This window comes from Pseudomonas sp. Pseusp15 (assembly GCF_059492165.1).
This window is the reverse complement of sequence record NZ_CP168523.1, coordinates 844,481-859,212: the sequence shown is the minus strand read 5'-3', so window position 1 is coordinate 859,212 and position 14,732 is coordinate 844,481. Positions and strand designations below refer to the sequence as shown.

The following is a 14,732-nucleotide window of genomic DNA, read 5'->3' as shown; positions in this document are numbered from 1 at the left end:
ATTTTTTTGGTAGAGGGTGGCGTGGATACTGTTATTGGAATGTCGAACGTCGATCCAGGCCACACACATTACCTAATCTTTGCCGGTTATTTCTTTAATCCTGCGATGCACGGTGAGACAAACAGTTCGCCCTTCCACGCGCCCTGCACCGTGCGTTTGGCGACAATCAGCCACATCACCGCCAGCATGGCCACCAACACGCAACCAAAGACACTGAAAAACGTCAGGTTCAAGGTGCTGGCCAGTTTCAGCGTAGTCAGGGAATAGACACCCAGCGGGAACGTGAAACCCCACCAGCCGAGATTGAACGGGATACCGGCGCGCAAGTAACGCACGGTGATCAGCAGTGCTATCAGCATCCACCAAAGCCCGAAGCCCCACAGCGTGATCCCGGCCACCAGCCCAAGGCCCTCAGCTATTTCACCGATCCCCGGCAGACTGTTGGCGGCAAAGATCGCCGGTGCGTCGGCGCCCATCAACAACATGCCCAGCGCACCCGTGCCAATCGGCCCAAGCGCCAGCCAGCTCGAGGCGGCCATGTTTTCGTGGGGCAATTTATGCAACGCCATGCGCAGCAACAGGATGGTCAGAATGCTGAACGCCACCGGCAGGGAAAAAGCCCAAAGCACGTAGCTGGTCACCAGCACCACTAACTGCGAATGAGCATCGGCCAGGTGCGGCGCCAGCAAGCCACCACTGGCAGCCGCCACTTCCGCCGCCACCACCGGCAACAGCCAGACAGCGGTCATCTGGTCGATGCTGTGCTCCTGACGGGTGAACATCATGTAGGGAATCAGTACGCCGCAGGCCAGCGACATCGCCACGTCCAGCCACCACAGCACTTCGGCGACATGAATCACACCGTCGCCCCAGCGCGGCAAGCCGAACAACAGAACGCCATTGATGATGGTCGCAAGGCCCATGGGAATGGTGCCGAAAAACATCGAAACCGTGGAGTGGCCGAAAATCCGCCGCGCTTCGTCGAAGAACATGACCCAACGCGCGGCATACATGGCCGTGAACAACACAAACAGGCCAATATTTAATAGCCACAAGCCTTCGGCCAACGCATGCAGACCGGGAGTCGACACCGGCAGTTGCGCAAGCGCAAGCGCCAATACACCAGTGCCCATGGTCGCCGCGAACCAGTTCGGGGTGAATTGGCGGATGGCTTCTCTTGGGTGCTGCAGATGACTGAGCGGCTTGATACCGGGTTTAACGCTACGGGTGCAGGTCATGGCGAACTCCTGTCCTCTAATGAGGGAGGCGCTCATGATAGATCCGAATAGAATATCGATATAACGGGTAATATCTCTAACTGTTATCTGCTTTACAGATATAGCATCAGACGCTGCCTTCAGTCTCGATCACCAATATCCTCGCCACGCCCTGCGGATGAGCCACATGTTCGGTGCCCACCGAGGCATAAAAAATATCGCCGACCTCCAGCAGGGTTTCCTTTTCGAGGCCTGCTTCGCGATAACGCATCTGCACCTGACCGTCGAGCACCACGAACACTTCCTGGCCATCGTTGACGTGCCATTTATACGGCTGATCGGTCCAGTGCAAACGGGTGGTGATACCGTTCATGTTGGCGATGTCCAGCGCCGCCCAGGCGCGGTCACCGGTGAAGGATTTGCTGCGGATGATCTTCATGGGTCGGTCCGTCGAAATGAATGGCGGTGCCAAGGCTAACGGTCATCTGACATCGACGCCACAGACTTTGACAGACCGCTCACGAAGCAACCCGATCAGCGCACCGAGCGACAGGATGATCAGTACCGCGCCGTAACCGTCGGTGGTCGCCACCAGCCCAAAGCTGCGGGTCAGATTACCGGCCAGCAACGACGGCAAGCAGAACGCCAGATAACTGAGCACATAAAACGCCGACATCAACCCGGCCCGCTCATGAGGCAAGGCCAGCGGCACGATGCTGCGCAAGGCGCCAAGGAAACCCGTACCGAATCCGCTGCCCGCCACCAGCGTGCCGAAGAAAAACAATGGCAGGCTGGCGCTGTGGACCGCCAGCAGAATCAGCGCAACGCCTGCGGGCAGCAAGCTCGCGCCCAGCAGCAAGACCTTGTCGGCCGGCCGATTGCGCAAGGTGTAGATCATCGAGGCACCGGTCACCGTCAACACGGCCACCGTCGCACCGCCAATCAGGTTCGACGTGGACCCGGTGGCTGTCCGCACCAGGGACGGCGCCAGGGAGGCGAAAAAGCCGCCGAGCGCCCACACCGCGAGGTCTATCGGCAGCACCCGCCACAACATTCGCCGCGCCTGAATCGGCACATGCAGGGTCGGGCGCAGCGAGGCCCAGGCACCCGGTTGTCGACTGACGCTTTCCGGCAGGCGCCAGACGTACAGCGCTTGCATCGCAAACAGCGCGAACAACACCCAATAGGTCAATTGCAACGGCAGGGGCGCAAACTCGGCCAATAATCCGCAGCCCATGGCCCCCAGCGCCATGCCCAGCAACGGCGCAACACTGTTGACCATCGACCCTTGCTGGCGATCGGTGTCCAGCAACGCCGCACTCAAGACGGCGGTGGCCATTCCCGTCGCAAACCCCTGAAGTACTCGCGCACCGATCAACCAGGCGACGCTGTCGGCGTTGATGAACAGCAACATCGCCAGCATATTCAGCAACACGGCGGTAAAAATCACCGGTTTGCGCCCCAGATAATCCGACAGCGAACCGACCGTGAGCAGCGCCGCCAGCAAGCTGAGGGCATAGACACCGAAAATCAGGGTCAGGGTGGCGGCTGAGAACTGCAGGTGCTCTTGATAGAGGTGATACAACGGGGTCGGCGCAGTGGAAGCGGCGAGAAAACTGAGTAAGGTGATCGCCAGAAACCACAGGCTGGAACGATTTGTCGCTGGAAGAGACATGAGCACACTCCGCAAAAGCTAATTTTTTGCTTTTGCGGAGTGTGCTACTGGCCTTCTCTTAAAGCAAATTCTTTGTGTTAAGGTCCATTGCATGGCTATTAAAGAAGGTTTACGTCCCGGTGGCAGAAGTGCCAGGGTTCAAGAGTCGATTCATTCGGCCGTCCGCGCGCTCCTTGAAGAGCAGGACCGCGCCTGCGTGACTGTGCCGCAGATTGCTGCACGGGCCGGAGTGACGCCGTCGACTATTTACCGGCGCTGGGGTGATTTGTCAGCACTGCTGGCCGATGTCGCCCTCGCCCGCATGCGCCCCGACAGTGAGCCGGCCAATACCGGCAGCTTGCGCGGGGACGTGCGGGCCTGGGCGGAGCAGTATCTGGACGAAATGAGTTCCGAACCCGGGCGCAACATGATGCGCGACGTGCAATCCAGTGCCACGCCGGGCTATTGCGTGACGATCATTGGCGGGCAGTTGCAGACGATTCTGGATCGTTATCCCGATCAATCACGGCCAAGTGTCGACCGGTTGATCAATATGGTGGTGGCACCGACGGTGTTTCGCATCCTGTTTGCGGCGCAGGCGCTGGAGGTTGAAGAGTTGCATCGGCTGATCGATATTGCGTTGAGTCAGTAACGCCGCCTTCGCAGGCAAGCCTCGCTCCCGCAATGACGACCAGGATCTGACGGATACACAACCTGCGACACCCCGCCACGCCACGACCTTGGTCGACACTGACTAACTCAGGCGGTCATGCGAGACTGTCTGGATCGGGCGCAGTCCCGGATGTCCTTTGTCTGGAGTTCCCATGTCGCTGTCCACCGGGCTGATCGCCATTGTCGCCCTGGCCTATATGGCCATCCTGTTCGCCATCGCCTTTTACGGCGACCGTCGCAGCACGCCGCTGCCGCCACGGGTGCGTGCCTGGGTGTACAGCCTGTCGCTGGCGGTTTATTGCACCAGCTGGACGTTCTTTGGCGCCGTGGGCCAGGCAGCCGAACAACTCTGGTCCTTCCTGCCGATCTACCTCGGGCCGATCCTGCTGCTGGTGTGCGCGCCGTGGGTCCTGCAAAAAATGGTGATGATCAGCAAGCAGGAGAACATCACCTCCATCGCCGACTTCATCGCCGCCCGTTACGGTAAATCCCAGTCCCTGGCGGTAGTCGTCGCGCTGATCTGCCTGGTCGGCGTGCTGCCCTACATTGCCTTGCAACTCAAGGGCATCGTGCTGGGTGTAAACCTGTTGATCGGCGCCGGCGCCGACGCCATGGGCACGCGCGCGCAGGACACGGCGCTGATCGTCTCCCTGGTACTGGCGCTGTTCACCATCGTTTTCGGTACCCGCAACCTCGACGCCACGGAACACCACCGCGGCATGGTGCTGGCGATTGCCTTTGAATCGCTGGTCAAGCTGTTCGCTTTTCTCGCGGTCGGCGCGTTCGTGACCTACGGCCTGTACGACGGTTTCGACGACCTGTTCGACCAGGCCATGCTCGCACCGCGCCTGGAAGAGTACTGGAAGGAAACCATCAACTGGCCGTCCATGGTGGTGCAGACCGGTGTGGCGATGATGGCGATCATCTGCCTGCCCCGGCAGTTCCACGTGACCGTGGTGGAAAACATCGACCCCCAGGATTTACGCCTGGCCAAGTGGGTGTTCCCGACGTATCTGGCGCTGGCCGCGCTTTTTGTGGTGCCGATTGCACTGGCCGGTCAGATGTTGCTACCCAGTTCGGTGCTGCCGGACTCATTCGTTATCAGCCTGCCTCTGGCCCAATCTCACCCTGCCCTGGCAATGCTGGCGTTTATCGGCGGCGCTTCGGCGGCGACCGGCATGGTGATTGTCGCCAGCGTGGCGCTGTCGACCATGCTCTCCAACGACATGCTGCTGCCATGGTTGCTGCGGCGCAACAACGCCGAACGGCCATTCGAAGTGTTCCGCCAGTGGATGCTTTCGGTGCGCCGGGTGAGCATTGTGGTCATTCTGCTGCTGGCCTACGTCAGCTATCGCCTGCTGGGCTCGACCGCGAGCCTGGCGACCATCGGCCAGATTGCCTTCGCCGCCGTGACCCAACTGGCCCCGGCCATGCTCGGCGCGCTGTACTGGAAACAGGCTAACCGCCGTGGCGTGTTCGCCGGTCTGGCCACCGGGACATTCCTCTGGTTCTACACCCTGGTGTTGCCGGTTGCCGCCAACAGCCTCGGCTTGCCCTTGAGCAGTTTTCCGGGCCTGGCCTGGCTGCAAAGCAATCCGCTGAACCTGCCGATCACGCCGCTGACTCAGGGCGTGGTGTTGTCCCTGGCGGGTAACTTCACCTTGTTCGCCTGGGTCTCGGTGCTGTCACGCACACGGGTTTCGGAGCACTGGCAGGCCGGTCGTTTCATCGGCCAGGAAATCAGCCCCCGCCCCAGCGCCCGCTCGATGCTGGCGGTACAGATCGACGATTTGCTGCAACTGGCTGCCCGGTTTGTCGGCGAAGAACGGGCCCGTCAGAGCTTCATCCGTTTCGCCTACCGCCAGGGCAAAGGCTTCAACCCGAACCAGAACGCCGACGGCGAATGGATCGCCCATACCGAACGCTTGCTGGCCGGTGTACTCGGCGCCTCTTCGACTCGGGCGGTGGTAAAAGCCGCCATCGAAGGTCGGGAAATGCAACTGGAGGACGTCGTACGGATCGCCGACGAAACCTCGGAAGTGCTGCAATTCAACCGCGCCCTGCTGCAAGGCGCCATCGAGAACATCACCCAGGGCATCAGCGTGATCGACCAGTCGCTGAAACTGGTGGCCTGGAACCGGCGCTACCTGGAGCTGTTCAACTACCCCGACGGTTTGATCAGCGTCGGCCGACCGATTGCCGACATCATTCGCTACAACGCGGAACGCGGCCTGTGTGGCCCCGGCGAAGCGGAAGTGCATGTCGCCCGTCGCTTGCACTGGATGCGTCAGGGCCGCGCCCATACCTCCGAGCGACTGTTCCCCAACGGCCGAGTGATCGAACTGATCGGCAACCCGATGCCCGGCGGCGGTTTCGTCATGAGTTTCACCGACATTACCGCGTTCCGCGAAGCCGAGCAGGCGCTGACCGAAGCCAATGAAGGCCTTGAGCGGCGGGTCGCCGAACGGACCCACGAACTGTCGCAACTCAACCTTGCCCTGACCGAAGCCAAGGGCACCGCCGAATCGGCCAACCAGTCGAAAACCCGTTTCCTGGCCGCCGTCAGCCATGACTTGATGCAACCGCTGAACGCCGCGCGGCTGTTCTCCGCCGCCCTCTCCCATCAGGAAGAGGGTTTGTCCAGCGAAGCGCAGAAGCTGGTTCATCACCTGGACAGCTCACTGCGTTCGGCCGAAGACCTGATCAGTGATCTGCTGGATATTTCCCGTCTGGAAAGCGGCAAGATCAACCCTGATCGCAGGCCCTTCGTGCTCAATGAGTTGTTTGACACGCTGGGAGCCGAGTTCAAGGCACTTGCTCAGGAACAGGGGCTGAAATTCCGCGTCCGGGGCAGCACGCTACGGGTCGACAGTGACATCAAACTGCTGCGACGGATCTTGCAGAACTTCCTGACCAATGCCTTCCGCTACGCCAGAGGCCCCGTGCTGCTCGGCGTTCGGCGGCGCAACGGCGAGCTGTGCCTGGAGGTCTGGGACCGTGGACCGGGTATTCCGAAAGACAAACAACAGGTGATTTTCGAAGAGTTCAAACGCCTCGACAGCCACCAGACCCGGGCCGAGAAAGGCCTGGGCCTGGGGCTGGCGATTGCCGATGGACTGTGCCGCGTGCTCGGTCACACTTTGCGCGTACGCTCCTGGCCGGGGCGCGGCAGTGTATTCAGTGTCAGCGTGCCGTTGGCTCGGGCACAAGCCGCGGTGCCGGCCAAGGTTGCCGAACTCAATGGCCATTTGCTCGGCGGCGCACAGGTGCTGTGCATCGATAACGAGGACAGCATCCTGATCGGCATGAACAGCCTGCTCACGCGCTGGGGTTGCCAGGTCTGGACCGCGCGCAACCGTGATGAATGCGCGACGCTGCTCAACGACGGGATGCGCCCGCAGTTGGCGCTGGTGGATTACCACCTGGACGATGGCGAGACCGGAACCGACTTGATGGCGTGGTTGCGCACGCAATTGGGCGAGCCGGTGCCGGGGGTGGTGATCAGCGCCGACGGACGGCCGGAGACCGTGGCCCAGGTGCATGCAGCGGGCCTGGATTACCTGGCCAAACCGGTGAAGCCGGCGGCGTTGCGGGCATTGTTGAGTCGGCATTTGCCGTTGTAATAAATGCGTCTGGCTAGCCCAGAACCTGTGGCGAGGGAGCTTGCTCCCGCTAGACTGCGCAGCAGTCGCAAAACACGCAACGCGGATTGCTTTACGGGAAACGGGGGCTGCTGCGCAGCCCAACGGGAGCAAGCTTCCTCGCCACAGCAAGCCCCCTCGCCACAGATGCCATCGTAAAAGATGGCTTATTCGGGCAATTCGGCCAAGCCATCGACATCCGTCATGGCCCGCTCCAGCAGGTCCGCCGGCAAGCTCTTGCTGGCCCGCGCGCCAAGCAATTTGAGCTGTTCGCTGCGACTGACCAGGTTGCCGCGGCCTTCTGTCAGCTTATTGCGGGCAGAGCTGTAGGCTTTGTCCAGCTGCTGCAAGCGATTGCCGACCTCATCCAGATCCTGAATGAACAACACGAACTTGTCGTACAGCCACCCGGCGCGCTCGGCGATTTCCCGAGCGTTCTGGCTCTGGCGCTCCTGCTTCCACAGGCTGTCGATGACCCGCAAAGTGGCCAGCAACGTGGTCGGGCTGACGATCACGATGTTGCGGTCGAAGGCCTCCTGAAACAACGTCGGCTCAGCCTGTAACGCCGCGGAAAACGCCGCTTCGATCGGGACGAAAAGCAGGACGAAATCCAGGCTGTGCAACCCGTCGAGCCGCTTGTAGTCCTTGCCGGCCAGGCCTTTCACATGATTGCGCAGGGACAGCACGTGCTGCTTGATGGCGATCTGGCCGATGCCGTCGTCTTCGGCGGCCACATATTGCTGATAAGCCGTGAGGCTGACCTTGGAATCGACCACGACCTGCTTGTCGCCAGGCAGGTAAATAATCACGTCCGGCTGGAATCGCTCACCGTCCGGCCCCTTCAGATTGACCTGGGTCTGGTACTCGCGCCCCTTCTCCAGGCCCGCGTGTTCAAGCACCCGCTCAAGAATCAGTTCACCCCAGTTGCCTTGGGTTTTCTGCCCTTTCAAGGCGCGGGTGAGGTTGGTGGCTTCGTCGCTCAGGCGCAGGTTCAGTTGTTGCAGACGCTCCAGTTCCTTGGCCAGGGAAAAGCGCTCGCGGGCTTCGGCCTGATAACTTTCTTCGACGCGTTTTTCGAATGACTGGATGCGCTCCTTCAACGGATCGAGCAATTGCCCCAGACGCTGCTGACTGGTTTCGGCAAAACGCTGTTCGCGCTCGTCGAAGATCTTGCCCGCCAGCTCGGCGAATTGCGCTCGCAGCTCGTCTCGCGAGCCTTGCAGGTCGTTGAGGCGCTGCTGATGGCTTTCCTGCTGCTCACGCAACTCGGCGTTGAGGGAAGCAGCATGAGCGTCCAGGCGACGCAACTCAGCTTCTTTGCCGGCACGTTCGATGTTCCAGGCGTGGGCTGCGTCGCGGGCATCGTCGCGTTCGATCTGCAGCAATTCGACTTCACGGCGCAGGGCGGCCAGATCGGCTTGTTTGGCGGCGTTGGCCTGGCTCAGGTCAGCGACTTCATCACGGCAGGTGTCGAGCTGGGCGTTCAAGCCATCCTGCGTCAGCTGGGCCATGGCCAGGCGCTCTTCCAGCAATGCCAGTTCGGCCTGCCCCGTACTCGCCCGACGCTGAAGTTGCCAAGCCAGTACCAGCAATGGCAGTGCAGCGCCCGCCAGCCCCAGCAATGCGCTGGTCAAGTCCATCGCCATAGCCACTCCTGCCGATTAGATAAAGCGTGAAGGTTAACCAAGGCGTCAGGTCTTGGACAGCTCAGTCTTCGATCAGGCCGAGTTCCTGCTGGGCGCGTCGGTCCCCTGCGCGCGCAGCCTGGCGCAGCAGGTTCTGGCCAATACGGCGATCCCGGGCATTCCCGCATTCGCGGCACATCAATTGGCCGAGGCGGCTTTGCGCGGCCACTACGCCTTCACGGGCAGGTTGCTTGAGTAAACGTCCGGCGAAGTGTTTGACGTTGGGGTTTTCGCCCAGGCGCGGGCTGTCCAGTAGCCACTCGGCCACACGCATCGAAAAGCGCTTGGGTGGGTTAATGCTGGAGGGTGCTGAGGCAGGAGAGACTGGTACTGAGCGAAACTTCATAAAGCACTGTGGGGCAGATCGGAAGGCGCGCCACTCTACTCTTTTTTTCGCACAGGTAAAGTCGAGAAAAGCCTGCACGCCCGTCCTAGAGCAAGCGCTCGGGACAATCCACAGAAGCTGTGGATAACTCAGTGGACAACCGCCCTTGAAGTCGCGCAAAGCCGTGTGGAATGGGGCTCGCAGTCAAACTGACGATTTTTTCACCAGTAAAAAAAAGCGATGTTTTTCATTGACTTAAATTTTCGTTACAGGCACCCACCCTCGGTGAAGCGAGGATGACAGTGGGATGACAGTGCGTGCAACTAATGTGCACAAGTACCTGCGAGGCGGTTATATCGGTGCGCTTTTTCGGCGCGTTTTTACGGTGACGCCTGGGGATAAACCCGGCAACCCGCGCCGCAGATTGATCCTGGCTCGATCGCCCTCTCGGATCAACGGCCGTTTTTTGGGCAATTGCGGGGCACGTGTCGGCCGATGACATTTTCCGACAGCACTTGCGGATGTGGTCGGCCGGCACTTCAGTGTTTTTTTGCGAGCAGGCTTCCCTTCGGCCATTCAATCCGTTAGTATCCGCGGCGTTAGTACCAAGCTGAAAGTCAATTCTGGTCGAACAAATCCCCCCGGTCAGCCTTCCCTGAGAGAAGCCTTCACCGACAAAGCGGGATCGACCACCTCGATGGTTTCCAGGTAAATCTTGCGTCAACACAGCCTTTGAATCGAAAGCAAAGGGTGTTGCGAAGTTCACTTACTCTGACCGAACCAACCTGCAAATTGATCAGGATCTTCACCCCGGGCCCAGAACCTTTGCCCCTGATGTGTTGCCTGCCCTCCTAAGTACCTACCTGCCAGCCCAAGCGCGCCAACTTATCAGCGCTTCAAACTGGCTGCTTTGTTCCAGTCGGGTTCTTCGTTCGACCAATGGTGGTCGTCGTCACTGGAACGTTTTAATTTTGCACGGTTCTTATCCGTGTCGCTTGTAGGAACACCCGATTATGTCTACTCAAATCCACACTCAGGATGCCATTCGCACCCTAACCAACGCTTTTGCTCCAATGAACTGCCTGATCATGGCCGCTCGCAAAGGCTGCTTCAGCTTCACTCTGGTCAACGAACACGGCATCGCTCGTCACAGCGAACGCCTGTACCCCGATCAATACTCCAGCGCCGAACCGCTGCAGGCTGTGATCGAGCGTACTCGCCAGGCACTGGTTGCCTGAGACGCCAGAAAGGCTGAAAACCTCAAAAGCCCTGCTGAAAAGCGTAATGCTGCTCACTTAAGCGGAGCAGCCTTACGGTCCACTGGAAACCGGGGCTTTGATATTTTCACCGTCCCTGGCCTTGAAGGCCTTGGACGGTGATTCAGAAACACCCCTCCGATACCGGTTCTTAACCCTGCCAATCATCCGCCTGCACCTGAAATCGGGTTGTCCGCGGCCATCACGATCAGTTGCACGACAATGTCCCCGCACAACCGCCGGATCTACGCACAAGATTACGCCCATGCTGGGCGCACCATAAAAATCCGATGCCAGAGGTCTGGCATCGGATTTTCGAGGAAGTCCGTCTGAGGCTCAAATACTCAAGTGAACAGCATTACGGTCAGGCGAAACACTCGCTCCCTATCAGGTGAGCGGTTTGCGCAGCAGGATATCGACCGCGAAGACGCCCAGGACAGTCCCGGACACCCAGCGTTGGGTGCGCATGGCAGAAGGTCGCTTGGCCAGGAATCCACTGACCCGGGAGGCGGCGAGAACGATCATGCCGTTCACGGTGACGGCAATGGTGATCTGTACCAGCCCCATCTGGATGAATTGCTGGAAGGTAGATCCTGCGGAAGGGTCGATGAACTGCGGGATCAGCGCGGAATACATCAGCGCAATCTTCGGATTCAGCAGGTTCGTCACAAGCCCCATGGTGAACAGCCGTCTCCGCGAGTGAGGTGGCAGCTCCCGCGCCTCGAAGGGGGAACTCCCCCTGGGCTTCAGCATGTTCCAAGCCAGATAGCCCAGATAAAATGCGCCTGCGATCCTGACGACATCGTAGGCGACTGGCACTGCCTTGAACAAAGCGGCCAGTCCCAGTCCCGCCGCCAACAAGTAGCACACGAAGCCTAGCGCCACACCCGCCAGCGAAATCATCCCGGCCAGCCGCCCCTGGGAAATCGCCCGCGAGGTCAGGTAGACCATGTTGGGACCCGGTGTCAGCACCATGCCCAATGAGATGATGGCCACACCGGCCAGGCTTTCCAGCGCCATCATTGGCGTGCTCCATCGTTCAAAGGGGATGTATCGGCCCGCTGCGGCTCGAACCAGCCGAGGCTGCCGCGGAACAGCGCATGCTGAGCACGCTGTGCCACTGGCCGAACCACGATTTCATCGACATTAACATGTGCAGGCTGATCGGCAACCCAAGCCACAACCTGGGCGACATCGTCCGCGCTCAAAGGCCGGTCGACATCCTTGTAGAGGGCACTGACCCGTTCGGCGTCGCCGCGAAAACGATTCAAGGAAAACTCTGGCGTATGCACCATGCCGGGGAGCACTTCGGTGATGCGCACCGGTATACCCTTCATCTCCAGTCGCAAGGAATGGGTCAGTGCGCGCTGGGCACTCTTGGCCGCGCAATAGCCGCCTCCCCCCTCATATCCGGCTAGCGCAGCCGTTGAGGTGATATTGATGATGCACCCTTGGGACGCGATGAGCCGAGGCAATAGCAGTTGGGTCATCCGCAAAGTCCCAAGGACGTTACTGTTGAACATGTTCGTCCAGTCCTCGGCACTGGCCGCGTCTACCCCATCCAGGCCGATAGCCCCGCCCGCACAGTTCACCAGAAGATCGCACTCGAAAACCTGCACCAAGTCCTCCTCTCGCGCCTGTGTCACATCCAGCACAATGGCGCGTCCGCCGGTTTCGCCGGCAATCTGCTCGAGCCGATCCCCCCTGCGCGCCACAAGGAATACCCGCCAACCACGACTGGCCAAGGTACGAGCGCATGCCTCGCCAATGCCACTGCTTGCACCGGTAACAACTGCTGTTTTCAAGATTGAGCTCCCCATGCTTCGGATAACTGTTCGAAGATCTTCCCCACGTCACGTACCAGCGCGGGACGATCGAAGCTGCGCAGCCGAAGGCGCGTGCCAGCGCCCTCATAAACACCGCTGGCGAAGCGATCCAGGTTCTGCGGTTGAGCCCAGTACAGGGTACCCAAGCCTTCACGCGGCGAGCTGTTGCGGCGGGCGATCACCCATGCCCCCCGCTCGCGGTGCAATGGCCTGCCCTCCTTGCTAAGGCTGCGCGCAAGGTCCCGGTAGCGGGTAGACGCCCCGGTCTGGATTTCCCAAGCGATCCCCAGCAGGTCGATATCCCTCACCTCTCGCCAGAGGAACGGGATTTCGGCGCCACCGACCCGGGCACCGATTTCCAGGAACAGCAATCTGTCATCCAGGTCGAACAGTTCGAGGTGGAAGACGATTTCTCGCTCAGGCGCGAAGACCGCCAGCAGTTGTTCGACGCGCCCCGCAATCCGCCGTTCGTCGTCGCCCTCCTCGAGTTCGATACTGCCCAGCGGGCTATCCGGACCGAAATCGGCACAGCTGTTCACATAACGCGACGCCGTGACTACCACAATCCGTTGTCCATCCCACCAGCCGTCAACGTGCAGGATGGGGGCCGCGCAGCAAGCCTGGACCATCATCGGCTCCGTGGCCTGCCCGATCTGATCATGATCACTTGGGCCGCGAAGAAACTTTACGCCGCGACTCGCCGTGCCGTAGCGCGGCTTGAGCACCAGCGGATAGCCGTGTTCAGCGGCCAGTCGCTCTACCGCTTCGCGGGAATCGGCAGGCGAAGCAGGCAACACGCCGATCGACGATTGCCGGCCTGCGACCTCCAGCATGGTGAGCTTGTCGCGGAACCGCTCGGTCCACGCGACAAGATCTCCCGGTACCTGCCATCGCTCACGGATAGAAGCCGCATTGAGCAGGTCGCCCTCATTGAGGGCAACCACCAGCGCTGGAACCCCATGTTGCTCGACCAGACGCTCGGCCTCAGCCATGACCGCCTCAGCATCGTCCAGTGAGACGAGCACCGAGCTTGACGCCAGGCGCTCGCTCGGCAGGGACGCGCAGGATTCGGGCGTACAGATCGCCCGAATCTGCATTCCTGCCGGCAGTTCGTATCGGTCGTATAGCGCTTGGCTACCGACCCAACGGTGCAAGCAGAGGACATATTTCATGCCGTGGGATCCACGATGAAGTTGACCGCCGCTACCAGTTCGTCACCGATACGCACGGCATCCTCGCGCGAGGTGCCTGTTGCCAGGACATACCCTGAAACGCAGTCGGCAACGGTGTCGAGCGGTGGAATCGTATCGCCCTCATGCTTCTGGATGACTACGGCACGCTCGGCTGCGCCCAGTTCGAACAGGAACGGCAAGAACACCCGTGGAGTCTCGCCTGACTTGGTATGGCGCACATCGACGTCAGGCTTGAGATCGAGCTCGACCTTTCTGACCTTGCCAGGTGTCGGTACGAAGAACTGGATCGCGGCACCCGCTTTCGGCTCGGGCGACACTTGCGGCAGAGTGTCGATACCCAGCGGCACAGTCAGGAACATGCGGTTCAGGTCCAGGCCGAACGCACGCCGCACCAGTTCAGGGGCACCCGAGCCCGCCAGGCGAGCATGGGATTCGAGTACACGAGGCCCCTTGGGGGTCAGCACGAACTCACTATGGGAGGGCCCCTCTTCCAGTTCTACCGCGTCGAGCAGGCGGCAGGTCATTTCCTTCAGCTCGCTCAGCCATTTCCTGGCCTCGGTGCTCGGCGTGCTGACTTCCCACTCAACGTATTTGTCGTTCATGCGGTACTGGGAGTAACCAATGGGAAGGTGGCGCCCCTGGAACGAGAAGGAGTCGACGCTGACGACCGGCCCCTCCAGGTACTCCTCGATGATAATGTGCTTGACGTCGGCATCCTGAAGCGCCTGCCAGGCCTTGGAAGCAGAGGCTGCGTCATCGCAGGGATGGATATGCAGGCTGGCCACGCCTTCGGCGGGTTTGAGAACCGACTTGCCATGCTCTTTGACGAACGCGACGGCATCCTGCGCACTGGTGACATGGCGATAGGCAACCGGGCTCAGGTTGTGCTCGACCAGCAACTCGCGCATGGCCACTTTGTCCTTGAGCAGGCGCGCAGTCTTATAGGAAACCCCGGTGAGACCGAAGTGATCGACCACTTTGCCCGTTGACTCGCCTGCCACTTCGGTAGTGGTCATGATGCGATCGAACGGACGGTCGCGGTGCAGGGGCTCGAGGACCTTGATGATGGCCTCGGCGTCGTCAATCCTGGCATGCACCACCTGTTCGCAATGGGCGAGGATTTCCTGCTCGTAGTCACCCTCCTGATGCACCAGCACTACGTCGATGCCCAGCTCCTTGGCACCGTGAATGGGCGAGGGACGACCACCGACTACTGCGATACGCTTATTCATGCATGAACTCCCTGTCTACTGTGATGTTTGT

At 60.4% G+C, this 14,732-nt stretch carries 12 protein-coding genes; 3 read left to right on the top strand and 9 right to left on the bottom strand.

The features are described 5' to 3' along the window. Window positions 1–86: 86 nt before the first annotated feature. The 3 genes from ACEN8R_RS04065 to ACEN8R_RS04055 all read right to left on the bottom strand — a co-directional run bounded on the left by ACEN8R_RS04065 (window position 87) and on the right by ACEN8R_RS04055 (window position 2,892). Window positions 87–1,238 carry a TDT family transporter gene (locus ACEN8R_RS04065; RefSeq protein WP_495624582.1) on the bottom strand — a complete coding sequence of 384 codons (1,152 nt, stop codon included), beginning with the start codon at window positions 1,236–1,238 and terminating at the stop codon, window positions 87–89. 106 nt (window positions 1,239–1,344) lie between these two features. Then, window positions 1,345–1,656 carry a cupin domain-containing protein gene (locus ACEN8R_RS04060; protein WP_007936125.1) on the bottom strand — a complete coding sequence of 104 codons (312 nt, stop codon included), beginning with the start codon at window positions 1,654–1,656 and terminating at the stop codon, window positions 1,345–1,347. A 42-nt stretch (window positions 1,657–1,698) separates the two neighbouring features. After that, window positions 1,699–2,892, bottom strand: coding sequence for an MFS transporter (locus ACEN8R_RS04055; RefSeq protein WP_495624581.1), 1,194 nt, complete (start codon window positions 2,890–2,892; stop codon window positions 1,699–1,701). 91 nt (window positions 2,893–2,983) lie between these two features. Between ACEN8R_RS04055 and ACEN8R_RS04050 the strand changes: the two genes are divergently transcribed. Both ACEN8R_RS04050 and ACEN8R_RS04045 read left to right on the top strand, forming a co-directional pair. Then, window positions 2,984–3,523: a TetR/AcrR family transcriptional regulator gene (locus tag ACEN8R_RS04050; RefSeq protein WP_086945823.1), complete on the top strand. Its 540-nt coding sequence runs from the start codon at window positions 2,984–2,986 to the stop codon at window positions 3,521–3,523. A gap of 172 nt (window positions 3,524–3,695) precedes the next feature. Further along, on the top strand, window positions 3,696–7,166 hold the full coding sequence (locus tag ACEN8R_RS04045) for a hybrid sensor histidine kinase/response regulator (RefSeq protein ID WP_138866086.1): 3,471 nt from the start codon (window positions 3,696–3,698) through the stop codon (window positions 7,164–7,166). Between the two features lie 185 nt (window positions 7,167–7,351). On the opposite strand, the gene ACEN8R_RS04040 is transcribed toward ACEN8R_RS04045, so the two are convergent. Together ACEN8R_RS04040 and ACEN8R_RS04035 are read right to left on the bottom strand one after the other, a co-directional pair. Next, complete coding sequence (locus ACEN8R_RS04040) at window positions 7,352–8,716, bottom strand: DNA recombination protein RmuC (RefSeq protein ID WP_167331171.1); 1,365 nt, start codon at window positions 8,714–8,716, stop codon at window positions 7,352–7,354. Between the two features lie 175 nt (window positions 8,717–8,891). Beyond that, a complete protein-coding gene (locus ACEN8R_RS04035; RefSeq protein ID WP_081626491.1) occupies window positions 8,892–9,215 on the bottom strand; it encodes an SEL1-like repeat protein in 324 nt (107 codons plus the stop codon). Window positions 9,216–10,207: 992 nt separating this feature from the next. On the opposite strand from ACEN8R_RS04035, the gene ACEN8R_RS04030 reads away from it, so the two are divergent. Beyond that, window positions 10,208–10,432: a hypothetical protein gene (locus ACEN8R_RS04030; protein ID WP_007898912.1), complete on the top strand. Its 225-nt coding sequence runs from the start codon at window positions 10,208–10,210 to the stop codon at window positions 10,430–10,432. 405 nt (window positions 10,433–10,837) lie between these two features. Here ACEN8R_RS04030 and ACEN8R_RS04025 read toward each other — a convergent pair whose 3' ends face one another. The 4 genes from ACEN8R_RS04025 to ACEN8R_RS04010 are packed head-to-tail and all read right to left on the bottom strand — an operon-like array spanning window position 10,838 to window position 14,701. Next, on the bottom strand, window positions 10,838–11,473 hold the full coding sequence (locus ACEN8R_RS04025; protein ID WP_018925150.1) for a LysE family translocator: 636 nt from the start codon (window positions 11,471–11,473) through the stop codon (window positions 10,838–10,840). Next, window positions 11,470–12,255, bottom strand: a complete 786-nt coding sequence (locus tag ACEN8R_RS04020; protein WP_018925149.1) for an SDR family oxidoreductase — start codon at window positions 12,253–12,255, stop codon at window positions 11,470–11,472. The genes ACEN8R_RS04025 and ACEN8R_RS04020 overlap by 4 nt, the downstream gene beginning before the upstream one ends. Next, a complete protein-coding gene (locus tag ACEN8R_RS04015; protein ID WP_018925148.1) occupies window positions 12,252–13,448 on the bottom strand; it encodes an ATP-grasp domain-containing protein in 1,197 nt (398 codons plus the stop codon). The genes ACEN8R_RS04020 and ACEN8R_RS04015 overlap by 4 nt, the downstream gene beginning before the upstream one ends. Next, window positions 13,445–14,701 (bottom strand): ATP-grasp domain-containing protein, encoded by a 1,257-nt coding sequence (locus ACEN8R_RS04010; protein ID WP_111454359.1) that lies wholly within the window; start codon window positions 14,699–14,701, stop codon window positions 13,445–13,447. Before ACEN8R_RS04010 ends, ACEN8R_RS04015 begins: the two co-directional genes overlap by 4 nt. Between the last annotated feature and the right edge of the window lie 31 nt (window positions 14,702–14,732).

Coding starts and splice junctions, on each gene's coding strand:
- ACEN8R_RS04065 (WP_495624582.1), bottom strand. CDS start 1,238: ATGACCTGCACCCGTAGCGTTAAACCCGGTATCAAGCCGCTCAGTCAT.
- ACEN8R_RS04060 (WP_007936125.1), bottom strand. CDS start 1,656: ATGAAGATCATCCGCAGCAAATCCTTCACCGGTGACCGCGCCTGGGCG.
- ACEN8R_RS04055 (WP_495624581.1), bottom strand. CDS start 2,892: ATGTCTCTTCCAGCGACAAATCGTTCCAGCCTGTGGTTTCTGGCGATC.
- ACEN8R_RS04050 (WP_086945823.1), top strand. CDS start 2,984: ATGGCTATTAAAGAAGGTTTACGTCCCGGTGGCAGAAGTGCCAGGGTT.
- ACEN8R_RS04045 (WP_138866086.1), top strand. CDS start 3,696: ATGTCGCTGTCCACCGGGCTGATCGCCATTGTCGCCCTGGCCTATATG.
- ACEN8R_RS04035 (WP_081626491.1), bottom strand. CDS start 9,215: ATGAAGTTTCGCTCAGTACCAGTCTCTCCTGCCTCAGCACCCTCCAGC.
- ACEN8R_RS04030 (WP_007898912.1), top strand. CDS start 10,208: ATGTCTACTCAAATCCACACTCAGGATGCCATTCGCACCCTAACCAAC.
- ACEN8R_RS04025 (WP_018925150.1), bottom strand. CDS start 11,473: ATGATGGCGCTGGAAAGCCTGGCCGGTGTGGCCATCATCTCATTGGGC.
- ACEN8R_RS04015 (WP_018925148.1), bottom strand. CDS start 13,448: ATGAAATATGTCCTCTGCTTGCACCGTTGGGTCGGTAGCCAAGCGCTA.
- ACEN8R_RS04010 (WP_111454359.1), bottom strand. CDS start 14,701: ATGAATAAGCGTATCGCAGTAGTCGGTGGTCGTCCCTCGCCCATTCAC.